This is a genomic window from Arthrobacter rhizosphaerae (assembly GCF_023062595.1).
GTDB lineage: Bacteria > Actinomycetota > Actinomycetes > Actinomycetales > Micrococcaceae > Arthrobacter > Arthrobacter rhizosphaerae.
In genome coordinates this window covers 141,645-166,515 of the sequence record NZ_JALLAN010000006.1, presented here as the reverse complement: position 1 = coordinate 166,515, position 24,871 = coordinate 141,645, and the positions used below count along the sequence as shown (strand labels likewise).

The window sequence follows — 24,871 nt, the reverse complement described above, 5'->3', positions numbered from 1 at the left end:
CAGCTACATCTTGGTGCTCTCGCGGGTGGCGAGGGCCTGTTGGTGACGGTATAGCGTTGCCCGGCTCCAACCGACGAGCCGGGCTGCTTCTTCGGCGGTGCGGCCCTTTGCCCGCGCGTCGGTGACAATCCGAAGCTTGTCGGCTATCACGACAGGATCGGAGAGTGGCCGACCGAACCGGGTTCCGCCCTGGCGCGCCGCGGCAATGCCCGCGTTCACGCGTTCGACGATCAGCTCCCGCTCGTACTCGGCCAAAGTCGCAAGCATGTTCAGCATCAGACGGCCCGACATTGTGGTGGGATCAATACCGTCCGAAATGGATCTCAGGTACACACCGCGTTCCCGCAGCAGGTTCACCGTGTTCAACACATCGATCAAGGACCGACCGAGCCGGTCCACCCGCCACACGACGACCGTGTCACCTGGCTCCACATACGCGAGGAGTTTCTTCATCCCCGGACGCTCAATTGCTGCCTTGCTTCCGGACGTGACATCAGCGAAAACATCACGCTTCTGCACCCCGGCATCGACAAGCGCGTCGAGCTGCAGCTTCGCGTCCTGGCCCGACGTACTCACACGCGTATACCCAAGATGTCTCACCGAGCCATTGTGCCTCAGAAACCCCTCACCAGCACCCATCCAAGACAATCTACGGTGAGACAACTTTCCAAGACAGAAGGACGCCCGTCCTGACGCCAATCCCGCCGAGCTTCGTCAATGCGGGATCAGTGTCTCGAAAAGCTTTTGTTTTTCAAGACAGCAGCATTCATTTTTGAACCCCTGCAGTAATCCCCCTATCTGTACACAACGCGCTGCGCAAACTGTCGCGACTTCTGAGACTCACCCATTCGTGAAGTATGGACTTGACATCTGCTAGCAGCGACTAGTTAATGAAGTGACGACTTCAGATTGGAGCACCATGTCAAGTGAGCAAAAACGTTCAGTACCTCCTCGGAAGGTGGCTGGCCGAGACGCACTTGCTGCGTTGGCCGTACCAGCTCGGTTCGCGATCCTCGACCACCTCCTAGCCTTGGGACCTGCTACCGCGAGCCAGTGCGCGAAAGTGGTCGGTGAAACGCCCTCCAACTGTTCCTGGCACCTGCGGGCGCTGGCGAAAGTTGGCCTCGTCGAAAGGGCGGAAGCTTCAGCAAGCGACGGCAGGGATCGTCCCTGGCAGGCGACAGCGACAGGTTTCGATTTTTCCGGCGACGGCACCCAAGCCGGTGAACTTGCGGGCACCGCTCTCGAGAACGTGGTGGCACAGAACGCCAATGATGCTTTTGACCGTTACCTCGCGCATCGTGACCGGTTGCCGAAGGAATGGCAGGACGCAGCAGGCACACATCGGTACCACCTGGCGCTCACCGCCGCGGAACTGACAGCTCTTTTGGCATCAATGGATGAACTTGTCCGGCCCTACGTCCGACCCCACCGCGACGAGCTACCAGAAGGCAGCAGGATCGTGCAGATGCAGGTACGGTCCTTCCCTGACAGTTCCGCCGACGGAGTCGCATAGCTTTGCTGCGTTTACTGAGTAGCCGGCGCATTTCCGGTCTTGCTGGGGCAGGCTTCCTGGCCGAGGCGGGAGACTGGATGCTGTTAATCGCCCTGCCGCTCTACGTCTTGGAGCTCACCGGATCACCGCTCGTCACCGCAACTGTCTTCGTGCTCGGGCTGGCACCGACGATCTTCGCAGGACCACTGGCCGGCGTACTCGTCGACCGCAGCGAACCATGGAAACTCATGGCCATCGTTGCTGGCCTGCAAGCTCTCTTCCTGGCCCCACTCGCCGCCGTCAACGACGCCTCGGACCTATGGATTTTGTACAGCGTGGTCATCATCGAATCCGTCCTTGGAACGATCATCGAGCCCTGCAGAGCCACAACCGCCGCCGGCCTCGTGCCCGCGGTCCAGCTCGCAGAGATCAACCAACTCATGGGAGTGCTCTCCAGCCTCTCCCGCCTGCTTGGCAGCCCACTCGGCGGACTCATCCTCGCCGTAGGCGGTTTCGACGCCATCATCTACGCGAACGCAGGCACCTATCTAGTGGCGGCCATCATTTTCACCATCGGCGCCCGCGGACAACAAACCGATAGGAAAAACCAGACCCACCAGGACAGGCCGGCAAGTCCCTGGGCAGATTTGGTGGAAGGCTTACAGATCACGGCCAGCACGCCAGCCCTACGGCAGGTCATGGGTGTGGTGTCCTTCATCGCTCTCGCGCAAGGCGGCTTCGTCCTGCTCTTCGTACTCTTCGTCGCCCGCGAACTTCAGGGCAACGAGGCCGATGTCGGTGTGCTGCGTGGAGTACAGGCGATCGGGGCACTCATAGGCGGGGCACTACTTGGCCTCATCATCAACCGCATAACACCGCGGCGGCTCATCTCAGGCTCACTTCTGCTGTTCAGCGCCCTGTCACTAACAATCTGGAACCTGCCCGCCCTGACTACCAGCTTGTCGATCTATATCGGGCTGTTCATCCTCATCGGCGTTCCCGGGGTATCCCTGATGACAGGCCTGCTGACTGTCCTTCAAAGCAACTGCGAACCAAGGGCCCGAGGACGGGTATTGAGCACCTACTTCGCTTTGTTCGGTGCAATGCAAGCCATCGGCACACTCCTCGCAGGATTTCTGGGGACCGGAACGGGCCTAACTGTCGGCCTGCAAGTACAAGGACTCCTCTACCTCATCGCCGCACTCATGGCACTCCGCCTAACAACCCCTAGCTCGCACCTAACCCACCAACCAGCCAACCTCGACAAACACCTCTGAACAACACTTCGTCCCCCTTAGGGGCCCAGGCAACGGATCGGCTAACCGGCACCAACGGTGACATCTATTGCTCCGAAAAACGCCGCCACTTATCCCTGCGATCCACAGGCTGGCCCCATTGTCCCCGCCGGCAGTTGCTGTTAGCGCCCCCTCATCGTTCATTTCACCGTGCGGGTCATGCGTACACCGCCAGACCCGCCGTCACTCGGATCTGGTCAGCGGCTTTCAGCGGCACGGTGATCGACCGGCTTACGGGCACGGCTATCGAGCGTCCCAACGGAGCGAGCTAACGACCTCTGAACGATCTGAGCCATGATTGTGCCCATGACGTCAGATTTTGATTGGGCACGCTTCCGTGAGGCCTTCGGGGACGACCCCGGCGTGCTCCCTGATGGCGAGGTACTCAGAAGTACAGAACATGACTGGGATGCTGTGTTTACGATGCTGCACCAAAGCGCCTGGAAACTGACAACCAGTGATGGCCGTTCACCGCTGCCGCCCAATAGGCACGGTCTCGCTGAATTCGAGAGTTTTGCTGTTTGGCCCGTCGACGGAGTACGCATCAACTTCTTCCCCGGCCCAGACGCCGTGATTTTCGACATCGACCTCCGGGAACTAGTCAACCAGGCCAGAGTGGACGGCTTAGCCCACTTGATGAGAAAGCTCGGAACCACGCTTGGTCGAGATGTCGTGATTAGAGACGAAGGTTCGAGTGGCGCGCCGGTCCTTCGCTACACCACTGCAACAGACCAGTTTTTATTGAGTTGAATGTAAGACGACCACCTTGCGAAGCCGCGCCCACAACAGACCTCGGCCCGCCCGGTAGAGGATCCCTCATCGGATGAGGCTCACCGGCCCTATGGGCAGAGCAGGTCTTTCGAGCAGAGATCGATGGATGGAATCCAAACCTGGGATATACACTTCAGGGGACTCATCGAGTCCTTGGAGAATGATCACAAAATAGCTGACAGAGGGCAGGCTTGGGCGGCAATTCAACGGACACCGAATGGAGCGAGCTCGGCCCGACGCAGGCGTGGAACGCCGCGCAACGCTATGCGGCATTGGGACGCCGGAGTCGTACGCAGAGGGCCAGCACCGTGGTTTCCGCCGCCCACTCCCTCACACTGGCTTCCCTCGCCGGCATGGTTGTCAGCCGAGGCTCGGTCACAGCAGCAGCAGGCACAGAGCGCGAGTACCGCGGGCTAGCCGTGTTCAGGGCTCTGCTCGCGGCAGCCATCGGCATCGCACTCGGGACCCTCGTGTCCACCACCGTTCCCGCCTCGAGCAGCTTCGGGGTGATAGCGGCCCTCGAGTTGATGATCATCGGCTCGATAGCGGCGATCTTGCCGTCTCGCAGGTTCCACCGCTCCCGTGGCCTCAGACTGAATGCGCGCAGGTGGAAAAGGAGTCATGAAGTCAGGCATCTGTGGATCGTCAGCGCCCTGGTCCACAACCCGGAAGCCACCGCCGACGAGCTCGAAGCCGCGTTACTGACCCTAGTACCAGACCACAGCCCCGGCTGGGCATCCATAGTGTTCACGACCACAGAAGTACAGGTACAGGCATTGCAGCGCCTCGGGTTCGGCCGTACCAGCGAGAATTCCGGATTGATGTATCGCACGGTCGCAGCAGACCTGCAGCCCAGCACTGAGCACCCCATCGCTACGTGACCGCTGAAGGATCCTCTACCGGAGCCCGCGATTCTAGACACCCGCGATTCTAGACAAGGGTGAGTCATCCATTCGCGGCACGAAGACTCTGTCAGAGGCGCTCGTATTGCTCGTGGAATACCCGTGTCCCGTGATAGATCTGCTCGGTTGAACGCCGCAGGACGTATGGCTCGGGTAGCTCCGACAAGAAGGTGTCACATTCGAACACTTCGTCGATGACCGAAATAAGGAGCTCGTCCGGGATCAACGATTCCAGGGCTTGCTCGTAGATTTGGCCTCCACCGAAGACGAAGATATCCTCCACACTGGCGCCGGCGGCCAGGTTCATGGCACTATCCAGACTTACAGCCGTCAGTACCCCTGTATCCGGGATCGGGCGACTCGTGACAACAATATTGAGACGTCCTGGCAAAGGACGCCTACCGCTTGGGAGGGACTCGTAAGTCGCTCGCCCCATTACGAGAGCATTCTTGCGCCCCGGAACCATAGTCCTAAGCGTGGTGGCCGAAAGCCTCTTCATCTCGCCGGGAAGACTCCACGGCAATTGTCCGCCCCGACCAATTCCTCGTTCTCGATCATGCGCGACAACCAATTTGATGCTCATGAAGCAACAGTATCGACGTCTGGCGGAAAGGGATAACGATTTCCTAAATCGGGGCTATAGTGCTTGCATTGATTGGCCACCGAGATCGAACAAGAGGGAATACGCAAAGATGGCGATTATCCGAGCAGAGCGCGTTGATGACGCCCACCAGATTCAGCGTCTCCACAGCGCCGCTTTTGGAGACTATGGGAAGACTGTGAATGCACTCGTGGAGGACCTGCGCCCAACGATTGCGGAACAGGGCGGGTTCTCAGCTGTGGCCGAGAATGACTCCGGCGTCGTAGGCCACGTGATGGTCACAACGAGCCTGCTGGATTCGGAACGGCGCCTCGCGTCTGCTCCCGTGCTGGGCCCTCTTGCCGTTGATCCCCATCATCAAGGGTCCGGAATAGGAGCTGGTCTCATGCAGTGGGCAATTGAGGCTGCGACGGAAGCACGGTCGCCGTTTATTCTGCTCGAGGGAGATCCCGGCTACTATTCACGCTTCGGATTTCGTCCTGCAGGCCCGTTAGGTTTCAGGAAGCCCTCGCTTCGCATCCCGGACGCAGCATTCCAAATCCTGTTGCTTCCTGACTATGAGGCCTGGATGACGGGCACGATCGTCTACGCTTGGCCGTTTTGGGCCAACGACGCTGTCGGCCTCCGCTCTTAAGAGCCGGCGGATCACCTGGAAGCGCCGTCGTTCTGGCTTTGAAGGCTGGGCGGCCTGCGGCACAGGAGAGACCAGAGCGCCGTTGCGGAAACAGCGTCAGAATTCTTCGAATGACCTCCCCCAGTGCCCATTCAGCAAATGCCCGAGTTCTCCCAGAGGGTTCGGCTAACGCGAACCAAGAGCCCAGTGATCGACCGGCTACCGGGCCCCCGATTCCTAACAGGGAAGGAAAGCGTTGCAGGCCGAATTGGCAGCCTTGTGCAGACTGAGATCCGCGTACCTCAATCTCGCTCCAGCGTCTTGTCGAGCTCGCGCCAACGCTCCCACGCAGACTGACGAGTCACGCCAAGCGCAGTCGCGATCTCGGTCCAGGACAGTCCGGCCTTCCGTGCTTGGCGCACGGTCCCCAACTCGGTGTGGTCACATTTCTGCCGGATCTCCTGGATACACCGCAATGTGAGCAGCAGCTCTTGCTGCCAGGCGTGATCGGTCGTGTCGGAGTAGCGCCTTTTGGGCCCCGTCAGAGCGCGGTGGGTGACCGGCCCTCCACTGTACCTAGCCATACCTGTCAGGGTCACCTTGCAAAGACCGTTTGTCAATACACCCTGACACCGCTCCGAGCGGGTCAGCTGTCCTTGAGCCGCCGGCCCCGGGAAGGTCAACCGATGACCGTTCAAGGTTCGGCTTACGTGCACCAGGGACGACATTTAGCGCCGCGAAAATGCCGCCACTTATCGCCGCGATTCACAAGGATTTCGGTGACTCGCCGTGTACTGGTCAGAAACGGTCGATATCTTTAGTCCGTCTCCGTCGGTGGCTTGATGGCGCGGCGCATCCGTTGTGGAAAGTGTCCGCGACGCATCTCTGACAGGCCTGCGTGCCTGGGGACCAGACTGAAAATTGTGATGCAGGCGAGACACTTCCGGGGGCGCTCCTCTGGTCACGCAGAGCGCGGATCGTCCCAGCTAGGTTTCGGGCTTGCCAGCCAAGGAAATGGCTGCGGACGTTAGTCCCAGACCCAGGACAAGTCCGGGATAGCATGGCGTGTCACGGCGCCATAGGCAGCATGGCCGAGTGTAGACAGACCGCCATATGAGGGGAAAGTATCGGGTTGACGAATCTCGTAGAGCATTTCGAGCGTTTCTTGGGTCCAATTTCCGGTGGCTGGTCGGTGGATCCTGACGGGCAAAGGATGCACGTTCAGATTCTCCAGTTCCACTCCGGCCCTCTCGAAGATGTCGCCGCATACTCGACCCTTGGACTCGGCCGTCACAGGCTGATCTCGCCATCGAGCGGGAAGCCGATACGCCTTGAGCTTCTGATGATGGTCCGTCGGGGAGACTTCGAAAGATTTATCCCGTCGCTCCTTCAGCAATTGGCAGACGAGTCAATAGATGGAGGACGTGCGCTACTCAGGGGTGACGTCATCGGCCCCCGAGGCGTGCTCGACCCCAACACAAGTCTTGAAGCCATGTATGTCTGCGGACCTGTTTACCAGCCTGACGAATTCTCGACATGCGAGGAACCAGACGGGCCCGTTGTTATTGCCTGGCTGATTCCGCTCTTCGCAGAGGAAGCAAGATTCGCCCTCACACATGGCTGGGAGGCGCTGGAAAAGCTCTTGGCCGAGCACGACCCGGACCTGACTGACTGGCGCCGCACGCCACTGCCAGTGCGCTAGATCGACTTCGCAACCCGCTCGGTCGTGGTTCCTTCAGGGGCTCCCGGCGTTCCGGCGCCGCGAGTGTCCCAGGGCGAGGGCCAGCTGGTGCCTGAGGTGCTCGATTTCTGCGGATAGCTCCCGGTTCCGTTCAAGAGATGCGGTGAGGCGGGCGCGCAGGGACTCCGTGCTGGCGCTGCTTCGGTTTATGCGGGGCTGCCGGGACCCGCCCTCATCGCGCAGACCAATGATGACGGCGCGCAGGTCGGCCTGTGTGTAGAGCCAGGAGCGGGATACGCCGGCAGCGGCCGCTACGGCTTCGAAGGTGACGGCTCCTCCCTGCTTTTCTAGTTCACGCAGTGCCGCTACGGCTTTGGAGCGGGTGAGTTCGTGCCTGCGTTCTGCGGCCTGCCGGATGTGGCGGCTGTTATCTGCCCGCACGGCTGTCCTCCTCGTGCAGATGGTCAGTGTTTGCGTGCGTTTCGTTGTCGAGTGTTTGGATGATGCGGTCCAGGTTGCCGAGCACGCGTGTGTTCATTTCAGCCAGGCGCTGCTGGCCGCGGGCTTCGGCGGCGGAGATGATTTGGACGACCTGTGTCCGGTGTTCGCGGTGTTGCGGGAGGAAGTCTGCGGTGGTGATGAACATTGGACACGTGAGGCACGCATTGGCGTGCGGGCAGCTCTTCTGCACCGGGAGTCCGCAGTATCCGTTTGGGAGCGCCTGAGTCGCCCTGCCCAGTCGCTGTTTGGACCAGGCGGCCTCGGCCAAGGGCCCGTCGGGATCAAGCTCGACGTCGCTGCCGGATGCGTTGACTTTCCGTGCGGCTTCCCAGTGCCGCCGGATGGTTATGTCGCTGAGTCTGGCGTAGTGGGCTGTCATCTGGTGCGAGTCGTGATCCAGGATCCGGCGCACCACCTCCTGCGGGACGTCGAGGTTGATCAGTCTGGTGCCCAACGTATGACGGAAACGATGCGGGCTGACCACGGCAGGATTCCCGTTTTCATCGGCGATGTTGCAGCCTGTAACCCATGACCGAAGAGCGTAAGTGTATGAGCTTGCGCTGACGTGTCCGGCGCCGTAAACGTCCACCCTGTCATGGGCGAAAAGCAGGCGGGTCCCGGAATTGCCCATGCCGTTGACGTAACTGATCTGCTCCGCAATGGCCCGTTCGAGTTCCTCATCGATGGGGACGAGCGCCTCGCGTTTCATCTTGTGGTTCAGATAACGCAGGTACGGGGCGCCGTCCTTGTCCCTGATGATGCAGTCCTGGGTCAGGGCCACGGTGTCGCTGATCCGCAGCCCGCACCGGATCAGAATCAGAGTGATCAGCCGGTGATGCGGACTGGCCATTTTGGCAAGATTTTCCGGGTTTTCCAGCTGGGCCATGACGTATTCGCTCAGCGCCCGGGGCTGCCTGACCGTCTCTTTGGGATAGTCCTCGGTGTAGATCTGGGCCGTAGCGGGCAGATCCGTCACCCATCCGTGGCGGCGCATGGTGAGCAGGAACGTGTTGAACTGACCGATCCGGATCCGGTGCGATGCTGCTCCGGCGCTGTGGGTATGCAGATATGCCAGGAACCCCTCGATCACTGCCCGGTCAATGTCAGAGGTGCCGTTGACCGGGATCCTCGATGAATCCAGAAAGGCATTGAAGCTCTCCACGGCCTTGGTCCCCAGCACCGCGGACTCAATCGTCAACCCGGCCGTCAGCCGCCAGCGTGCCCATCGCTTCGCCAGCTGTTTCAACCAGGGCCGGGTGATGCTCTCGAAGCGGACCGTGACTTGGCTGCGGGCGGCGATACCAAGGGCTCTCGCATGCCACACATCCTTGGGAAACTCGGTATCCCACGGCGCGGCGCCCAGGCGCGCCTTCGCCGCGGGCAATGTCCGGATCGGCGGCGGATCGTTTCGTGAAGGCACAGGTTGAAGAGTGGTCATATCGTCACCGTCCTTGAGGCGAACCAACCAGCATCAGCTAGAGCGCGGCGGGCATCATCGCTGGAGATATGGGCATAGATTTTGACCGTCGTCGTGAGGCTGGCGTGGCCCAGCAGTTTCGAGACGACCTCGATAGGGACTTTCTCGCGCAGCATCCGGGTGGCATAAGTGTGCCTAAACCAATGCGGTTCAAACCCGAGGCCCGTCTGACGCTGAAGCCGCCGCACCAAGGCATAGACGGCGGCGTATGTCATCGCCTGCCCGTGGGGCCGGCCGAACAGGTTGACGAAGACGTAGTCGGAATCCAGGTCGCCATATTCGACGTCGAGGTAGTCGGCATACAGCCGGATCAGTTCGGCGGTCACAGGGACGGTGCGAGAGTGAGGCGATTTAGCGCGCGCACCGTTAGTGCTGTCGCGCCGACGGACGGTGATTTCCCGTTCGGCCACGGCGACGTCCTCATGCCGAAGCCCCAGGGCTTCACCGATCCGGATACCGGCGTCATGGAGCAGCGCGAACAGCAGCCGGTCCCGGAGATGTCCGCACGAATCCAGGATGCTTTGGACTTCGTCGGGGGCCAGGAGGCGGGGAATCCTTGCCGTCACGGGAAGATTCACCACCCGGCGCTGCTTCGCGGTGCCCTTGCTGATGTGGTGCAGGAAGGGTTTCCACCCTCCCTGGCGTGCGGAAGGGTCCCAGCACGTGATCAGCTCGCCCAGGTCAAGGCCATTGCGGGCGGCATGCTGATAGAAGATCGATACAGTGGAAAGCTTGCGGTTCACCGTTGCTTCACCGCAATGGTGCCCGATGGCCGGAAGCACCGAAAAGACCTGGCCACGCATGTCCGGCGGACGCCGCAGCCAGCGGATGAACGCCCCGACGTCTTCCAGCTTCACGGACTGCCAGTCACGTCCGTATTCGTGCAGGAAAACGAACCAGTCCTTCAAATCGTGGGCGTGGGCCTTAATCGTGTTCGGTGACCGCTCCGTCTCGGCGAGATACCGCAGATACCGCTCCGCCGGTTCCACCACACCGGTGTGGCTTAAAAGCGTGAAAGACACCGCATTGCTTGCCGGATCCAGCACCTTCGATACCCGCATTGCCGCTCCCGTCAGCTGCCTCGTGGACGGACAAGACGCTAACCCATCCACGACAAAGCAACCAGAGCCCCAAACCCCCGTAAACTACATGGCGGACAGCAGCCGGAGGACTAAAGATATCGGTCGTTTTTGAATACTCCATTCGGCGTGAACTGGCTAATGCCTTCTACCGATGTTGACACTTGCTTCCCGGAGCAGCACGATGAGTCAGTCCTGGCGACCAAGGGGCATGGATGACTAGAACCAGCAAGGCGACGAGGCAGGCCTGCTATTCCATGTCCGGACCCTTTGCTGTCGCGCAGGGATTCTTGTTCGTGATGCTCATCGTGTTTGCCGTATTCCAGCCCGCAGTAGATCGTCCGGACACCTATCCTTGTCCCGCCAGGATGTTCCGTAGTCCGTTCCCCAGCTGGACGCAGTGCCCCAATGACTTCCGCCGTGCAAGAATCGCCGCATGGATGAGGATGAGCTGCAGACAAGGCAAGAGTTGATGGTCCTCGAGGCCTTGGTGCAGGCGATGGATCGGCGTGACGAGGTCTTCCATGTCATTGAGGATTCAGAAGATATGGACGAAGCAATCCGTCGGGTGGGTGAGCTGTTGGGTGTGGGAGAGTTGGGCAGCCGGGCAGTCCTCGACCAGCAGGCTAGAAGATTCACCCGGGACCAGCGTCAGGCCATTGCTTCCCGCGCAGAGGAACTCAGATCAAAGTTGCCCGATGGCCGCTGAGGACTTCGTATTCTCGGTCGATTACTGATTCCTCTATCGAACGCATCCGGACTAGTTCCGATAGAAGTCGCTGCGGCCCTGCGATCCGAGTTGTCCGGCTTCTCACTTTGCGGAGTAGACCGAGGAAACTGGCCCGGTTGAGGTTCGGCTTACGGCACCCGGGGGCCGACATTTAGTGTCGAGGAATTGCCGCCACTTTATCGCTGCGATTTACAACGCGCGTACCGAATGTCTGAAACCGCTCCGAATGGTTTTTGTGATGGGGGATTGTGGCTGGAGTCTTGGGAGAACTTACGGGAAAGTCATATTGCCATGTCGCGAAGCGAAATCAGGAAAAGCCGTGCGCCGAAGATGGCTCGCGGTGGCCACCACCTAAGTGCCCACCGCTCGGTGGGTCTCAGGGTGCTTCCCGGAGGGCTTCCGGGCCAGCCGGGTATCCGGGCCCGACGCGTATCTCAGGTACTTCGGCGGACCACTTGACGGCGTGCGCGTTTCCCTAGTGCCATGATCGATCCGACGAAGCTTCGGCAGGAAATTCTGGACCTAGGACTTGAGGACGAGATCCCGTTGCCGGAGATAGCAGGAATAGAGGAGATTCGCAGTGAAGGAGGCGCTTCCGTGGAGGACATCAGCACTGCGTTGATCGAGCTCCTACGAGAAGGGCGGATCCAAATTTGGGGCGCCCCATGGCTGCAGGAAACGGATTTGGTCGATCCTGCCACAACGAGCGATCCCGACTATTTGGTCAGGCGGTGGAGGCTAGCTGGGCTGCGGGATTAACGGTCGGTCAGCAGCAGGGTGTTTCCATCCGGGTCTTGAAGTGTGAAGAACAGACAGATCTCCGGTGACCCTTCGACGTCGGTGGTTTGGATTTCCAGGCGCTGGAGCGCGGCGCGCTTCTCATGGAGATTTTCAACGAGGAAGTTGCATGTTGCCCACTTGAGACCTGGCGCGACTTTGATGCCGCTTTCTGGGCCGAGCAAGGTTATTGACGTCGTTCCGGAGGTCGGTCCCAGCACTGCGCTTGAGCTATTGGTCGTCAGGATTTCCAGATCGAGGGTCTCGCTGTACCAGAGCGCAGCTGATGCTGGATTATGAACGGGGATGAAGGCAGTAGTTATTGCTGTGGGTGACATGCCAGTGATGCTATCGGCCCACCCGCGCTCTTTACGAGATTGGAATGCGGACGCGCCAGTCGCCGTGCGGATTGGATACGTCCCTTATAGGCCCGCACCGGGCCGCCTCCCGAATTCGTTGAGGTGCGCAAATATTTTGACACCCAGCAAGGAGTGTCCCACCAAGTGAGTCCCACTTCCAAGGCATTGAGACAGGGCTCGGTGGCGCCGTCGAAGTGGGTTTACCCTGTGATGGACTGTGAGGGTGACTCAATCAAGCTCTGAAAATGGCATCCCATCCCCGGATATTTCTTCCGGATCGAAGAGTGGGGCCTTGTTTTATGACCGTCCGGGCGTGGCCGAGAGGTACGGAGCTCATCGCCACGGCGGAGTTTCCAGCCCGAATTTCACGATGGAGGAGCCCGCGCTGCTTGCTGAGCTCGGCGACGTAGCAGGGTTAGATGTCCTGGATCTTGGTTGTGGAGACGCAGCACTGGGGGCAATGCTTCTACGACAGGGATGCACCAACTACATGGGTATTGATGGTTCCCAGGAGATGGTCACGCGAGCCGAGGTGACACTCCAGGACACCCGGGGGACGGCGGCCGTTCAGAACATGGAGGAGCTCTCGCTTCCTGCCGGGAGCGTTGACCTTGTGGTCTCGCGGCTGGCCCTGCACTACCTTGAGGACCTGGACGCCGTTCTGCGCGCCTGCCATGCCGCACTGCGTCCCGGTGGGAGGCTCTGCTTCTCAGTTCTTCACCCCGTTATCACCTCATCCGATGCGCAGCCATCCCCAGGACCGCGTGGGAGTTGGACCGTTGATGACTACTTCTTTAGTGGAGCCCGAGAGCGCTTGTGGATGGGTGACACCGTGACCTGGTTCCACCGCACCGTTGAACAGTATGTGGATGGGATTACTGGTGCTGGATTCAACCTGACAGCCCTGCGGGAGTGCGCACCGGAACCCAGCCGATTTGGCGGAGACGAAGCCGAGTTGGCCCGCAGACGCCGTGTTCCGTTGTTCCTGCTCCTGTCAGCCCAAGCAACCTGACTGCGGCTACGCCCAGGGCGGCGATCTAGGTGAGCGTGAAGGTCACCGACCACAGGTCCTTTATGAGGCTTGTTCCGTGTAGTTTTCGTCCTGCATAGTATGGGTTTTTGCCGTCCTGAATTGCTGTTGCGGGCTGAGCTGGTTGATGAGCTTCCGAAGCAGGGCAGGGCGGAAGGGTTTGACCAGATAGGCGTCTGCTCCCGCGGCAAGGCCCTGGTCCTCATTGATGGCGCGGGCTTTTGTGGTGATCATGAGGAGCGGGGCATCCGAGGTTTTCTTGAAGCTGAGAACGAGTTCGGAGCCGTCGACCTCCGGGGGGCCAAGGTCCAAGGCGATGAGGGCCAGGTCCAGGGTCTGGGCTGCCTGTACTCCCTCCGCGGCGGTGGCAACGGTGTACACATCGAAGCCTTCGCCAGTGAGGATCACGGCCAGAAGTTCCCTGACATCGTGATCGTGTTCGATGACCAGACAATTGCCGCGTGATTTCATGGCTTCCCCCAAGCTGATTTCTTCCGCCTGAGTCTACGGGGGTTCGGGATGAAGGAAGCGCCGTCGGAGGAGCCCTTAGCCCGTGTCCGGCGTTTGAGTGCCTGGCGTCGGAGCCAGAGAAAGAAGGCCCGCCGACAATTGGGGGATCGACGGACCTTCCAAGCTGGCACACTACATAGATGAAATTATGACTTCGAATGGATGAAAGCGAGTGCGAAAGCTTTTTACCAGCGTCGCCGCACACTCTGGCTCGCGGTTCGCCCGCATCACCGGCGGGACATGTCCCACAATCAAGGAACTGGGACGTCAGCGGGACGGATGTTTGGCCCTCTGAGTATCGATCCTCTGCGCACCCACGAATCACTTGGCAGGGTAGTTCCACCCCAGTCCACTGGGACTCGGCTCGGTGGTTAGCAAGAGAGGACAATAGCTCCGCCCCGTGAAGTAGCGATGTGGGGCGCCCCCGGCCCTGGCCCCGCCCTGCTGGCCACCCTGGCCCAGCGGGTCAAACGCTTCCTCGAGAAGTACAGCGGCGAGATGTTCCGCGTGGACAGCCGCGAGCTCGATCTCCCGGGCATCACCACGCGGATGCGGCCGCTCGTTGTCCCGCTCGTGTTCCTCACGCTCGCGTTCCGCGGCGGCCCACAACGCCGCTGTGCGCGGATACTCGCATGAGCGGCAGCGCTATATGTAGCAGTTCGCCTGCTGATCGAGCTTCTTCTCACCGGAACGGGATTGGGGGCGGTGCACTCATCGGCCCCAATCCGCCCCTGTAGCTAGGCGCCGATCTGGCGGACGAAGTGGTAGGCCACGACATGCCCGGCGTACGTCAGCGGAATCATGTCCGTCTCCGCGTCGAAAGTTGACCCGTCCTTGCGCTTGCCGCGGAAGCGGAAGGACACCGGATACTGCAGGCCGCCGACTTGATGCTGGTAGTGCCAGACGTACATCGACCGACTCTCGTCCGCGATGAACGTGTCGGCGAAGTCGTCGACCTCCTGCCACTCGGGGACGTCGTACCCGAACATGGCGGCCAACCGCTGGTTGCAGACCTTGTGCTGTTCGTTTAGCCAGAGGTAGACGCCGTCAGGGCTTTGCTCGAAGACCGGCTTGAAATGCCCGGCCAGCTCTGCCAATGCGGTCTCATGCGACACGGTCATCGTAAGGCTCCTTTCAGTTGCCACCACGGTAGGAGGCCGACTGTGCGGGGTCAAGCCCCTGGCCGTTGCTTCCTACACCTACGACGCCCTTCCAGCCGCTGAACAAAGCTGAAGACGCGGCAGCTGGCTGTCCCGTCAGCCTCGTGCTTAACCGTCCTACGAAAAGTGACTGGCGGATCTCTCGAATTTCTCGACGTCGTCGATTCCCATAACCCAGGAGAAGCAGAAGGCGGCTCGCAGAACCATCAAAGCTGACGGCCCGGGTTGGGTTTAGCTTCGTGTGTGACGGGAGTGCTGACGAAACCTTGATGACGAATCGATCTTGTATAACAAGATAGTGTTTGCAACATGAATGAAGACTCGGTCGACTTCAGCTCACAGTTGCGACGGGGGGTCGTGGGCCCGTGCATCCTTGCCCTTCTCTCCGAGGAACCTGGGTACGGGCTATCGCTGGTCCGACGTCTCGACTCAGCCGGGGGTCTTTTGACAAGCCACGGAACAATATATCCAGCCTTGGACCGGCTAGAGAAGGCATCGCTGGTCGAAAGCGATTGGGATACGACTACAGGCTCGCGACCCCGCCGTCTCTATCGGATAACAAAGGCCGGCATCGAGGAACTCGAACGATTTCGTACTGAGTGGCATAGGTTCTCCGACTCGGTTGAATCGTTGATGACCAGGAGTTAAGACAGCCACGTTGAGGGGACGAGCAGTGACAGCGATAAACGACAGTAAAGCAGTAAGTTCATACTTCGAAGAGTTCGACAGGCTATCGGAAATCCTTCCTTCCGAACGCCGGGTAACGCTTCGTGACCAGTTAAAATCACACCTTGAGGATGCACTTCCCGGAAGTCCCTCTAACCAGGACATTGTTGGGGAACTCCGAAAATTGGGCACTCCGGCGTCAGTCATAGGTGAAGAGCTGCAGGTGGCGTTAGCCACTCCCCGCGCCGATCGCTGGAAGTCGTTGAGGATGATTGTGCGGGTGTTTGGCTGGGTCCTTGTCGCGGTTTTCGGCACCCCACTTGTCATCGGCTTAGCGGCTTTGGCTCTGGGTTTTAAGTACGCCGGATGGATCACTATTTTTCTTGCTGTTTTGACAATCCTGGGATCCGTGCTGATCTATGTTGGTCGTAAGGCCAAGGATCCACTTAGCTAGAGTGCCGGAAGTCCGGGAACCAACCGAAGGCCCTATCAGGAGCCAGCGCCGGAATGATTGGCAGCCTCGTAGACCGCGGCCACCGCGAATTCCCAAGGGGAAAGAAATACGAGACGGGGTCAAAATGCGAGTCTTAGGGGAACGGAGTGGAGAAGGCATTATGGGATACCCAGGTCCATGACTGATCACTTCAGCTGCGAAGAGATTACTGTCCGTCTTCACCAGGCAATGTCGGCGGCCAGGGATTTATCGCAGGACGACGTGGCGAACATCGAAGAGTTGGTTCAGGTGGGGGAACTCCTGGTCGCCTACGAGACCCTCTGCACCCAGCTCTACGAGTACGACATTGTCCTCAGCGCGAGCATGATCGAAGATCTTCGTCTTGCGGGACAGCGGCTAGGCGCAGCCTCAATGTATGCAGAAGTGCTCCTTGAGAACGTTGCAGACGAAACCTAGAGGGTTGGCTCGCACTCGCCCTGGTGATCCTGGGGAGATAGCTAGGACCACATTCGTCCCGTGAACAGGTATGTCCCATTTCCAAGGAAGTGGGACATCCGTCAGGGGGCAACTTGAGGACTGGGGTGTGTGTATTCTCGTTGCTGCAGGATCGGGCTTGGCGCTGAGGCCCGCCAGCGCCTCAGCGATCGTCCCCGACGGCATGCGACTTAGCCCGATCGACCTGGATTCGCCGTCTGGAGCATAGGGCTGCCTGGTTTTTGAGAGCCAAACCCTTTGATTCCGCTGTTTCTTCAGTCTGTCTAGACCCCATGAAGGGTGACCTGCCGGCCCATACCTTCGTCTTGCGGAATTGAGTACTCCTGAGACGGGCCTCCGTCGTTTTGTGTACCGGGATATGCAACTGCAGAGATCAGGTGTTCGCATCGATGAGGGTCGTACCGTTCCTTCGGAGCGCGCTGAGAGTCGCATCGTTTTCCGGTCGGTCGGTGATGATTCCTGCAATGTCAGTCAGGGGCAGGACTTGGTAGCGGGAGGCGACGCCGATCTTTTCTGCGCTGGCAAGAACGTAGGTATCGGCTGCCCGTCCCGCGAGTGCCCGCTTCATGGCCGCTTCCTCCACGTCCCCCGTGGTCAACCCTTCCGAGGAGTGCACGCCTGTCACCCCGAGAAGGAACAGGTCAGCGGAGATCGCCTGTGCTGCTTCCACTGCGGCGGCACCGCAGGTCACCGCCGAATGTTTGAACAGACGACCTCCGAGAAGGAAGATTTCGATGCCCGTGAATGACAGAAGTGCTGCGGCGATAGTGGGGCTGTGGGTGATGATCGTGCAGTTGAGGGAAGGCGTTAGCGCTCGAACGACGGCGAGGGTGGTTGTGCCGCCGTCGAGGATGACGGTACTGCCCTGATCGATGAGGCGGGCAGCGCACCGGGCGACCCGATCTTTGCTGTCCGGCTGAACACCGATGCGAGCGGTGTAGTCCGCGGCCGCCGGCGAAACGGGCAGGGCTCCTCCGTATACCCGCTGGCACATCCCTGCGGCGGCAAGTTCTCTGAGGTCACGGCGGACGGTGTCATCGGACAGACCTAACTCGGCCGCGATGTCTTTGGCTATCAGCTTTCCTTGTTCTGCAAGGCGACTGAGGAGGATTGACTGGCGTTCAGCGGCGAGCATTCACGTTCCTTCCGATTTGTGCATGTTTTTGCACTATTCTAGTGTGCATGACCAAGTCCCTGATGATATTGATTGCTGGCCCCTACCGTTCCGGGACGGGGGATGACCCCGTCCTGCTGCGCCGCAACCTTACCCGCCTTGAACAGGTGGCCTGGCCGATCTTCAAAGCCGGACATTTGCCCATGATCGGGGAGTGGGTGGCGCTCCCCGTTCTGGAGAGTGCGGGCGTGGAGGATCTCTCGGATCCGATTGCTGGTCAGGTGATGTATCCGGCAGCTGAACGCCTTCTCCAGAGATGTGATGCGGTCCTCAGGCTGGCCGGCGAGTCGCGAGGAGCCGACCAGGACGTTGCGATTGCCCTCGACCGAGGCATACCTGTTTACTACAGCCTGGACCAGGTCCCCGGCGTCGCCCTGACGCAGACGGACACCATTCAGTGAGACCGAATCCCGGGAACCCTGTTCTTGAACAGCCCGGCGTGGACGTCCCGGACAGCCGGGGCCGTACAGGCTTGGACCGTGCGGGTGTCGGCCTGGACCGCAACCCGGACGTCAGTATCACCCGGGTCGAAGTAACGTCAGACGGGTGGCACGTTCTGCGCCGGACCACCTTCACCTACCGCCGGCGCGATGGGCGACGGGTCATGGAGGAGCGGGAAACCTACGACCGGGGCAACGGTGCCACAATTCTGGTCTACGATCCTTTCCGGAGAACGGTTCTGTTGACCCGTCAGTTTCGGTTCCCGGCTTACGTCAACGGGCACCATGACGGCATGCTCATCGAAACGGCCGCGGGCCTTCTTGATGACGATGCCCCCGAAGTTGCGATCCGGCGGGAAGCCAGCGAAGAGCTCGGAGTCACGTTGGGGGAATTGCAACATGTTTTCGACCTCTATATGAGCCCCGGTTCCGTCACAGAGTGCGTCCATTTCTATGCCGCACCTTACAGCCCCTCCGACCGGGCAACGCCCGGAGGGGGTCTGCAGGAAGAAGGTGAAGACATCGAAGTACTCGAGATTCCCTTCGATGAAGCACTTGCTATGACATTCGATGACAGGATCGTCGACGGCAAGACCGTCATTCTTCTCCAGTGGGCAGCCATGACCCACCTCTTTTGAGATGAATGCACCCGCCGAACGTGCTTGACCATGACCCTGTTCCTGAGTGCACGATATCGACTGCTGCTCCATCTGATTCGAAGCGTCCCAGCGCGGCTGTTCCCAGTTCCAGGGAAGTGGGAATGGGGAGAATGGGCCGTGTTGGGACCTATCGCTGGCCGGCAGTCTTGTGCTTAGGTTCAGCTAGCTGACGAAAGCCCATAAGCCGTCAAGGTGAAAGGACAGACGCGTGAGTGAAGATTCCCTGGACGAAGACTCCGATTTCTTCATCGGAGGCCTGATCCTTCCTTGGGGTACGAGTGTGGGTCGTCCCGGAATTTGGATGGACATTACGGAAGAGAGGTTAGTCTTCCGTCACAGGTTTATTGGTCGATTCGTCGGTCCATGGATTGTTGAACGTGAACGGATAGCGAGCGTGTACCCGGAGCGCGGGGCTTTGGGAAATCATTTTTCAAGGGTCAAAATCATCGAGAACGGCGGCACTGTTTGGACGTTCTGGACAAAGCGGCCCAATGACGTTGCTGACACGCTCCAAGAGTGGGGCTACCCAGTGACGACAGATGCCGGGGCATCAGCCTAGATGCTTGGGCTCGCCTTGATAATGGAAGAACTCTTAGTGTGGGGATTCTGTTCATGGGGAAAGACGACAGTTGGGCCAGGATTACTTTCCGGAAACCCTGGGCGCGGGAGATCTCAGTGGCGGCCTGCCATGAATAAAAGCCACGCGGCCAAGACGTCGTTAATGACCTCCCAGCCCAAGAGAACTACCCGCAAGCCTATTCCGATAGCGGCAACGCTCCATTTGGTGGCCCACGGGCTTGCCTGGCTGCCTCGTGTGACGGTTACGGAATCAGGCTTTGAGTTGTGCAACGGGGAGAAGACGCACTACATACCCTTCGGTGCCGTCGAAGACGTCGAGAACCGGTATCGGGTTGTGATTACAGCACGCGGCAGAAGGTATGTCAGCAAAGTGGGTGTAATGCCTGGCAAAGTTGCTGTGGGGGCCGGACCCGATAATGAGGATCCCATAACCTCCGCTTGGCTGAACGGACGCTTTGCCCGGAGCGGCCGCGAAACGCGGGTCACCACAAGATTTAACTATGCACTCGTGGTTGTCTCGGTGGGGTGCTTGATCTGGTACTTCACGAGGTTCGATGTGTAACGGTTCGATTCGACCGCCTATCCACGAACTACAAGAGCTGGCTTCCGTGCGTGCCAGCAGCCTTATTGTCTGACCGGTTGCGGAACTGGTCTTCGCTGCCCGGACAGGCGGATCACTAACCACACGAGGAGTGCCGCGGCTGCAAGGGGTGCGATGAAGGCAGCCATCATCACCAGATTTAGTCCGATAATGGCACCGGCGAGACCGAGCACCGCCGTCACGATGATGCGCAGCAGGCGGGCTCCGGGGACGAGACGCTCAAAAGGCAGCGCCAGCGCGAAGCCCATCAGTGTTGCCGCAACAAGGATCAGCGGCCACTGCGTGGGATGCCCAGCCCCGAGAAGCTGCGCGATCGCAACCACGGTCAGACTTACGCAACAGAGAATGGCGGACCAGCGCATGACGCTGCCAAAGCGCGGCGTAAGGACCATCCCGGCTGCGAGGGACACAGGGATGGCTGCCAGTGCCCCGCCAGCCAAACCGAGGTTCATGGCGTGGGTGGAATCGATGATCATCGGTGCCCAATTGCTGCCGGTCAGGGCAAACACTGCGCAGCCAAGTCCCACTATTAGGGTCACTAGCGCCGCTGCGTAGGCTGCAGCACCCCTCCACCGGTTCAAGAACGCCGCCCCTGTCGGCGGGGACGGCTGCGCCGCTGCCGGAACAGCCTGATGCATTGCTGCCGCGCGCTTGGTGCTGCTGCGAAACCGCAGTGCTACGACGAGCTGGACGGCAGCACCAAGTGTGCCGAGCATCGGTGCCATCAGTGTCAGGGCGCCGAGGATCAGCGCGACAGGTGCCGCCAGGAAAATACTTTGGACCAGGCGGAGGGGCAGTGAGCGACGTTTCCCCAGCATCGAGCTGACTGGTGCAATGAGCGCAATCGTGCCGGCACTCCAGGCGAGGATGAGAAATACAAGCGTCGAGGATCCAAACCAGCTGCGCCCGGCGCCGGCATCGGCCTCCTCGAATGCGACGGCCCAGCTCGCTGCGGTCAGCGCTCCGAAACCGAATGCCGGAAGGGCCCCGGCCGCGGTGGACAATGCCGCCGGGGCCGAAAGCCGCCCGGCCTGGTGGAGAAGTACGACGGCCGCGAGGGCAAAGGCGAATGGTCCGATGTATACCGCCAGTAGAAGCCTGACACCACCTGCCCCGGGGAGCATGCCCGCGTTGCTCAACAACAGTGCCGTGGCACCCAGGAAGGCGATCAAAGCTGCACCGGCGAAACCCGCAGCCCATCCAGGCGTAGCCCTCTCGCCCAGCCCGTTGGCCCGAAGCGACCAGGCTTCCGGAATGGACGGGCGCGCGATGCCTTGGTCGCTGGCATGCTGTTCGAGACTGTCGAGCACAATCCTGCTGTTGTCCTCGCGCCAGGACCGCGGATACCAGCGCAACAGCCGGGCATACCGGCGCCGTCGGTCATTGCTCATCGCGCAAACCCCCATGACATCGTTGCCGGAGAGGGACGGCCGGGAGCAGGCCGGGCCGCCAGCCGGTTTTCCACAGCACGAAGCCTGGCAGCGAGCCTTACCGCTTCCAAGGCCAGCGCCTGACGCCCGTCGTCTGTGAGTTCGTAATAGCGGCGCGCGCGTCCGTGGACTGTTTCTTCACCGGCCCGGCGAACGTACCCGTCCCGTTCCAGACGTTCCAGTGTGGCGTAGAGCGTCGTGACCCGCAACGAGACCGCTGCCGCCGTGAGCTGCTCAACGTCAAGCAGGATGGCGTATCCGTGCTGGCGTCCGCCCGCGAGGGCCGTCAGGATCCAAAAGGCGACTTCGCTCATGTCGGTAATATACCCAGAATGGTCATATTAGGACTGCTCGAGGCTGCACACCCAGAGAGGTTTAGAGGCCGAGGTGCTTGTTCAGCTCGTCGAGGGACTTCACGGTTGTGTAGTTGTAGCCCTCGGTGATGGGGTCGTAACCACGGTCCAGCAACACGGTGTTTCGGAAGCCCATGTCGTGCATCGGCATCAAGTCGTACCGGGTGTGCGAGGAGACGTGGACGAAGTCCTCCGGCTTGGCGTTCAGGGAATTGAGCATGTGCTCGAAGGCCTGGTATCGGGGCTTGTAGGCCTGGGCCTGCTCAGCGGTCAGCACGGCGTGGAAGTCTGCGCCGAGCCTCGGAACAGTGGTTTCCAGGAAGCTGTCGTCTGCGTTGGACAGGATCACGAGCTGGTAGTTTTCGCCCATTGTCTTCAGCGGGGCCGGGACGTCCTCGTGGGCAACCCAGCCGCGTACCGCTTCAGTGAAGTGTGCGCCGGCTCCCTCGGTCGGTGCCAGGCCCCACTGCCTGCACACGCGATCAAAGGAGTTCTGAAAGATCTGCTCGTAGGGCTTGTAGTCGCCGCATACTTCGTCGTAGCGGTAGCCGCGGAACATCGCCTTGAAGGCAGGCCACTGCTCCTCAGAGATGCGGCCATCCAAGAGACGACGCGTGGTGGGATCGATGTTGAAGTTGATCAGCGTGCCGTAGCAATCAAAGGAGACGTACTTGGGCCGGAAGTTTGTGGTTGCCATTTTTCGTCCGTTCATTCAGGTGTTAGGAGAGGGCCTCGGTCGCCTTCTGCGTCTTCGACCGAGCAGCGTTTTTGATTCACTATGAATCTAAATTGTTCATTGTCAATTGTCAACAGTTTCTTGAGATTCATTCTCAGGAGGGTATCCAATGAGCCCGACACTCGCGTGAACATCTTCCCTCCGGGAGCTCTGGCGCGATATTTCTGCAACGATGTAACTGCAAGAGTTGCCGGACAAAGGACCCTGGTATGGCTGTCACCATGAACGACGTCGCGCGAACAGCCGGCGTCTCCCTCAAAACGGTGTCCAATGTGCTCAATGACTACGAGTTCATCCGGCCTGCCACCAAGCAGAAGGTGCTGGACGCAATCGCCGCGCTGGGCTACGAAGCCAACCTCACAGCACGCAGCCTCCGCTCCGGTAAGACGCGAATGCTTGGCCTTGTGCTTAGTGATCTCTCCGCCCCGTACTACGCCGAGTTGGCCTCCCGCCTCATGAAAGTAGCCTCAGACAGGGGATACCGGGTGCTCGTGGAGCAGTCCGCGGCAACCAGGGAGAACGAATTAGCCGCGCTGCAGGGCCAGTTCCGCCAACTGACCGATGGACTTCTGTTCACACCACTGGCATTGGGGCCTGACGACGTCGCGGTGGCCCAAGGCGACAAACCTCTGGTGCTGCTGGGTGAGCACATTGCCGACCCCCGCTTTGACCTTGTCACTATGAAGAATACTGAAGCGGCACACGCCATCACCTCCCACCTCCTGGCATCCGGACGCCGCCGCGTGGCCGTCCTCGGCGCTGTTCCGGAGGACACCACCGGCAGCTCCGGTTTGCGTATGCTGGGCTATCGCCAGGCCCTGACGGCTGCCGGGCTGGATTTCGATCCCGATCTCGCTGTGATGTGCGACTGGCGGAGGGACGGGGGGGCTACCGCCATCCGCCAGCTGCTGGACAGCGGAGTGCAGTTTGATGCCGTATTCGGGCTCAACGACACAGTGGCGCTGGGCGCGATGCATGAACTTCTTATGCGGGGGGTCAAAGTTCCGGACGAAGTAGCCGTCGCTGGCTTTGATGATATTGACGAGGCCCGTTTTGCGTCTCCCTCCCTCACCACAGTGGCCCCGGGCATGGACGAAATCGCAGAGCGCTCCGTAGGGTTGTTGATAGACCGGATTGAAGGGAACGGGGCAACAGCCAACGGAATGCAGCTCGAAGCGGGCTTCGAGCTTAGGATCCGCGACTCAGCTCCCTAGGGCTGCGAGGAAGGACGAGGGCAATGGTGGATGTTCACGTGGAGACCGTCATCAACAGGCCCCCGGACCATGTTGCGGCGTATGCCGGAAACCCGGACAACGCCCCGGAGTGGTACTCCAACATCAAAAGTGTCCAGTGGCATACGCAACCACCCATGACCGTCGGCTCGAAGCTTGCGTTCAGTGCCCGGTTCCTTGGCCGGACGTTGGATTACGTATACGAAATCATTGAGCTGTCGCCGGGCCAGCGCCTTGTGATGCGCACAGCCCAGGGCCCGTTCCCGATGCAGACCACCTACGCTTGGACCCCCGAGGGGCAGGCCTCCACCAGAATGGTCCTGCGCAACACCGGCAGCCCCGCCGGATTTTCAAAGCTTGCCGGTGCCGTTATGGCTCCCATGATGCGCAGGGCGATGCGGAAGGATCTGCGGAAGCTTAAAGAACTGCTCGAGTCCCGCTGAAAGGAGCGGACCATGATCGCGGCCCTCATCATCGATATGCAGAATGCTTTCTTCGAGAATCCGGACCTGGCCGCCCAGCAGGATGAATTGGTGGCTGCCTGCAACGATCTCATCGACGTCGTTGAAGAAGCAGGCGGCAAGGTTTTGTTGGTGAAGACTGAGCATGAGCGGGACAAGTCAACCTGGACCCTGAGCATGCTCGATGACGACCAGGGCTTCATTTTCAGGGGCACAAAGCAGGCCGATTTCCTGCCGGGGCTGCGGACTGAAGGCCTGCCCTGCCTGGCCAAGACCAGGGACAGTGCCTTTATGGGCACGGATCTATTGCTCCGCCTGCGGAACTGGGGTGTTGACCAGATCATTCTCGGCGGTGTCTCCACACACAACTGCATCGCCCAGACGGCAGCGGACGCCTTCGCAGACAACATCCGGGTGGCTTATGCACGTGAAGCCATCGGTTCCGAGGACCAGGAGGCAGCAGCCGCGGTTTTATCCATCCTTTCCAAAGGCTACCGACAAGCGGTGCTGACTCCACCCCAGGTCAAGGAACTGCTGAGGAAACGCCTTTAGGGTCTTCCCTTGGAAGGCAGGGGTCTATAACGTTGTAGGAATGTTGTTAGCGCATACA

The 24,871-nt window shown here is 60.1% G+C and carries 32 protein-coding genes; 19 read left to right on the top strand and 13 right to left on the bottom strand.

Annotated elements, in window-relative coordinates:
• Positions 1–3: 3 nt before the first annotated feature.
• Positions 4–600: a recombinase family protein gene (locus MU551_RS10505; RefSeq protein ID WP_247043737.1), complete on the bottom strand. Its 597-nt coding sequence runs from the start codon at positions 598–600 to the stop codon at positions 4–6.
• Between the two features lie 385 nt (positions 601–985).
• Here MU551_RS10505 and MU551_RS10500 point away from each other — a divergent pair, with 385 nt between their 5' ends.
• The 4 genes from MU551_RS10500 (at position 986) to MU551_RS10485 (ending at position 4,442) form a co-directional block, all read left to right on the top strand.
• Complete coding sequence (locus MU551_RS10500; RefSeq protein WP_247043735.1) at positions 986–1,516, top strand: helix-turn-helix domain-containing protein; 531 nt, start codon at positions 986–988, stop codon at positions 1,514–1,516.
• A gap of 2 nt (positions 1,517–1,518) precedes the next feature.
• Entirely contained in the window at positions 1,519–2,772 is a 1,254-nt protein-coding gene (locus tag MU551_RS10495; RefSeq protein WP_281507062.1) for an MFS transporter, read from the top strand.
• Positions 2,773–3,096: 324 nt separating this feature from the next.
• Positions 3,097–3,540, top strand: a complete 444-nt coding sequence (locus tag MU551_RS10490) for a hypothetical protein (protein WP_247043732.1) — start codon at positions 3,097–3,099, stop codon at positions 3,538–3,540.
• Between the two features lie 212 nt (positions 3,541–3,752).
• Entirely contained in the window at positions 3,753–4,442 is a 690-nt protein-coding gene (locus MU551_RS10485; protein ID WP_247043731.1) for a hypothetical protein, read from the top strand.
• 91 nt (positions 4,443–4,533) lie between these two features.
• Here MU551_RS10485 and MU551_RS10480 read toward each other — a convergent pair whose 3' ends face one another.
• Positions 4,534–5,046, bottom strand: a complete 513-nt coding sequence (locus MU551_RS10480) for a dihydrofolate reductase (protein WP_247043730.1) — start codon at positions 5,044–5,046, stop codon at positions 4,534–4,536.
• Between the two features lie 109 nt (positions 5,047–5,155).
• On the opposite strand from MU551_RS10480, the gene MU551_RS10475 reads away from it, so the two are divergent.
• The gene (locus tag MU551_RS10475) at positions 5,156–5,698 is read left to right on the top strand and encodes a GNAT family N-acetyltransferase (protein ID WP_247043729.1); all 543 of its coding nucleotides are present in this window, start codon (positions 5,156–5,158) and stop codon (positions 5,696–5,698) included.
• Positions 5,699–5,979: 281 nt separating this feature from the next.
• Here the strand turns inward: MU551_RS10475 and MU551_RS10470 are convergent, their stop codons facing one another.
• Positions 5,980–6,261, bottom strand: coding sequence for a hypothetical protein (locus tag MU551_RS10470; RefSeq protein WP_247043724.1), 282 nt, complete (start codon positions 6,259–6,261; stop codon positions 5,980–5,982).
• Positions 6,262–6,809: 548 nt separating this feature from the next.
• Between MU551_RS10470 and MU551_RS10465 the strand changes: the two genes are divergently transcribed.
• Positions 6,810–7,379, top strand: a complete 570-nt coding sequence (locus MU551_RS10465; RefSeq protein ID WP_247043722.1) for a suppressor of fused domain protein — start codon at positions 6,810–6,812, stop codon at positions 7,377–7,379.
• Positions 7,380–7,412: 33 nt separating this feature from the next.
• Here the strand turns inward: MU551_RS10465 and MU551_RS10460 are convergent, their stop codons facing one another.
• The 3 genes from MU551_RS10460 to MU551_RS10450 are packed head-to-tail and all read right to left on the bottom strand — an operon-like array spanning position 7,413 to position 10,397.
• On the bottom strand, positions 7,413–7,799 hold the full coding sequence (locus MU551_RS10460) for a DUF6262 family protein (protein ID WP_247043712.1): 387 nt from the start codon (positions 7,797–7,799) through the stop codon (positions 7,413–7,415).
• The gene (locus MU551_RS10455; protein ID WP_247043710.1) at positions 7,786–9,297 is read right to left on the bottom strand and encodes a tyrosine-type recombinase/integrase; all 1,512 of its coding nucleotides are present in this window, start codon (positions 9,295–9,297) and stop codon (positions 7,786–7,788) included. Before MU551_RS10455 ends, MU551_RS10460 begins: the two co-directional genes overlap by 14 nt.
• The gene (locus MU551_RS10450; protein ID WP_247043708.1) at positions 9,294–10,397 is read right to left on the bottom strand and encodes a site-specific integrase; all 1,104 of its coding nucleotides are present in this window, start codon (positions 10,395–10,397) and stop codon (positions 9,294–9,296) included. Before MU551_RS10450 ends, MU551_RS10455 begins: the two co-directional genes overlap by 4 nt.
• Positions 10,398–10,851: 454 nt before the next feature.
• Here MU551_RS10450 and MU551_RS10445 point away from each other — a divergent pair, with 454 nt between their 5' ends.
• A complete protein-coding gene (locus MU551_RS10445; RefSeq protein WP_247043706.1) occupies positions 10,852–11,124 on the top strand; it encodes a DNA gyrase subunit A in 273 nt (90 codons plus the stop codon).
• A gap of 776 nt (positions 11,125–11,900) precedes the next feature.
• Here the strand turns inward: MU551_RS10445 and MU551_RS10440 are convergent.
• The gene (locus MU551_RS10440; protein WP_247043704.1) at positions 11,901–12,260 is read right to left on the bottom strand and encodes a VOC family protein; all 360 of its coding nucleotides are present in this window, start codon (positions 12,258–12,260) and stop codon (positions 11,901–11,903) included.
• Positions 12,261–12,573: 313 nt separating this feature from the next.
• Here MU551_RS10440 and MU551_RS10435 point away from each other — a divergent pair, with 313 nt between their 5' ends.
• Positions 12,574–13,293, top strand: coding sequence for a class I SAM-dependent methyltransferase (locus MU551_RS10435; RefSeq protein WP_247043696.1), 720 nt, complete (start codon positions 12,574–12,576; stop codon positions 13,291–13,293).
• Between the two features lie 60 nt (positions 13,294–13,353).
• Here MU551_RS10435 and MU551_RS10430 read toward each other — a convergent pair whose 3' ends face one another.
• Complete coding sequence (locus MU551_RS10430; RefSeq protein ID WP_247043694.1) at positions 13,354–13,782, bottom strand: response regulator transcription factor; 429 nt, start codon at positions 13,780–13,782, stop codon at positions 13,354–13,356.
• A 450-nt stretch (positions 13,783–14,232) separates the two neighbouring features.
• Here MU551_RS10430 and MU551_RS10425 point away from each other — a divergent pair, with 450 nt between their 5' ends.
• Positions 14,233–14,457, top strand: a complete 225-nt coding sequence (locus MU551_RS10425; RefSeq protein ID WP_247043692.1) for a hypothetical protein — start codon at positions 14,233–14,235, stop codon at positions 14,455–14,457.
• 101 nt (positions 14,458–14,558) lie between these two features.
• On the opposite strand, the gene MU551_RS10420 is transcribed toward MU551_RS10425, so the two are convergent.
• On the bottom strand, positions 14,559–14,942 hold the full coding sequence (locus MU551_RS10420; RefSeq protein WP_247043684.1) for a PAS domain S-box protein: 384 nt from the start codon (positions 14,940–14,942) through the stop codon (positions 14,559–14,561).
• A gap of 348 nt (positions 14,943–15,290) precedes the next feature.
• Between MU551_RS10420 and MU551_RS23615 the strand changes: the two genes are divergently transcribed.
• From MU551_RS23615 to MU551_RS10410, 3 genes are all read left to right on the top strand, one after another.
• The gene (locus tag MU551_RS23615; protein WP_372489840.1) at positions 15,291–15,629 is read left to right on the top strand and encodes a PadR family transcriptional regulator; all 339 of its coding nucleotides are present in this window, start codon (positions 15,291–15,293) and stop codon (positions 15,627–15,629) included.
• Between the two features lie 25 nt (positions 15,630–15,654).
• The gene (locus MU551_RS10415; protein ID WP_247043682.1) at positions 15,655–16,101 is read left to right on the top strand and encodes a hypothetical protein; all 447 of its coding nucleotides are present in this window, start codon (positions 15,655–15,657) and stop codon (positions 16,099–16,101) included.
• A 177-nt stretch (positions 16,102–16,278) separates the two neighbouring features.
• Positions 16,279–16,557: a MafI family immunity protein gene (locus MU551_RS10410; protein ID WP_247043679.1), complete on the top strand. Its 279-nt coding sequence runs from the start codon at positions 16,279–16,281 to the stop codon at positions 16,555–16,557.
• Between the two features lie 412 nt (positions 16,558–16,969).
• On the opposite strand, the gene MU551_RS10405 is transcribed toward MU551_RS10410, so the two are convergent.
• Positions 16,970–17,731, bottom strand: a complete 762-nt coding sequence (locus MU551_RS10405; RefSeq protein ID WP_247043677.1) for a DeoR/GlpR family DNA-binding transcription regulator — start codon at positions 17,729–17,731, stop codon at positions 16,970–16,972.
• A 47-nt stretch (positions 17,732–17,778) separates the two neighbouring features.
• On the opposite strand from MU551_RS10405, the gene MU551_RS10400 reads away from it, so the two are divergent.
• The 4 genes from MU551_RS10400 (at position 17,779) to MU551_RS10385 (ending at position 20,010) form a co-directional block, all read left to right on the top strand.
• The gene (locus tag MU551_RS10400; protein WP_247043675.1) at positions 17,779–18,171 is read left to right on the top strand and encodes a DUF4406 domain-containing protein; all 393 of its coding nucleotides are present in this window, start codon (positions 17,779–17,781) and stop codon (positions 18,169–18,171) included.
• On the top strand, positions 18,168–18,848 hold the full coding sequence (locus MU551_RS10395) for an NUDIX domain-containing protein (RefSeq protein WP_247043673.1): 681 nt from the start codon (positions 18,168–18,170) through the stop codon (positions 18,846–18,848). The genes MU551_RS10400 and MU551_RS10395 overlap by 4 nt, the downstream gene beginning before the upstream one ends.
• A 229-nt stretch (positions 18,849–19,077) precedes the next feature.
• A complete protein-coding gene (locus MU551_RS10390; RefSeq protein ID WP_247043666.1) occupies positions 19,078–19,428 on the top strand; it encodes a hypothetical protein in 351 nt (116 codons plus the stop codon).
• 162 nt (positions 19,429–19,590) lie between these two features.
• Positions 19,591–20,010: a hypothetical protein gene (locus MU551_RS10385; protein ID WP_247043665.1), complete on the top strand. Its 420-nt coding sequence runs from the start codon at positions 19,591–19,593 to the stop codon at positions 20,008–20,010.
• Between the two features lie 62 nt (positions 20,011–20,072).
• Here MU551_RS10385 and MU551_RS10380 read toward each other — a convergent pair whose 3' ends face one another.
• The 3 genes from MU551_RS10380 to MU551_RS10370 all read right to left on the bottom strand — a co-directional run bounded on the left by MU551_RS10380 (position 20,073) and on the right by MU551_RS10370 (position 22,529).
• The gene (locus MU551_RS10380) at positions 20,073–21,440 is read right to left on the bottom strand and encodes a hypothetical protein (RefSeq protein ID WP_247043663.1); all 1,368 of its coding nucleotides are present in this window, start codon (positions 21,438–21,440) and stop codon (positions 20,073–20,075) included.
• Positions 21,437–21,793 (bottom strand): PadR family transcriptional regulator, encoded by a 357-nt coding sequence (locus MU551_RS10375; RefSeq protein ID WP_247043660.1) that lies wholly within the window; start codon positions 21,791–21,793, stop codon positions 21,437–21,439. Before MU551_RS10375 ends, MU551_RS10380 begins: the two co-directional genes overlap by 4 nt.
• Positions 21,794–21,854: 61 nt before the next feature.
• Positions 21,855–22,529, bottom strand: coding sequence for a haloacid dehalogenase type II (locus tag MU551_RS10370; RefSeq protein WP_247043658.1), 675 nt, complete (start codon positions 22,527–22,529; stop codon positions 21,855–21,857).
• Positions 22,530–22,777: 248 nt separating this feature from the next.
• Here MU551_RS10370 and MU551_RS10365 point away from each other — a divergent pair, with 248 nt between their 5' ends.
• Genes MU551_RS10365 through MU551_RS10355 form a run of 3 tightly spaced genes read left to right on the top strand, consistent with a single transcriptional unit; the run spans position 22,778 to position 24,813 of the window.
• On the top strand, positions 22,778–23,782 hold the full coding sequence (locus tag MU551_RS10365; RefSeq protein ID WP_247043656.1) for a LacI family DNA-binding transcriptional regulator: 1,005 nt from the start codon (positions 22,778–22,780) through the stop codon (positions 23,780–23,782).
• 23 nt (positions 23,783–23,805) lie between these two features.
• Positions 23,806–24,243, top strand: a complete 438-nt coding sequence (locus tag MU551_RS10360) for an SRPBCC family protein (RefSeq protein WP_247043654.1) — start codon at positions 23,806–23,808, stop codon at positions 24,241–24,243.
• Between the two features lie 12 nt (positions 24,244–24,255).
• Positions 24,256–24,813, top strand: coding sequence for a cysteine hydrolase family protein (locus MU551_RS10355; RefSeq protein WP_247043652.1), 558 nt, complete (start codon positions 24,256–24,258; stop codon positions 24,811–24,813).
• The last annotated feature ends 58 nt before the right edge of the window (positions 24,814–24,871 follow it).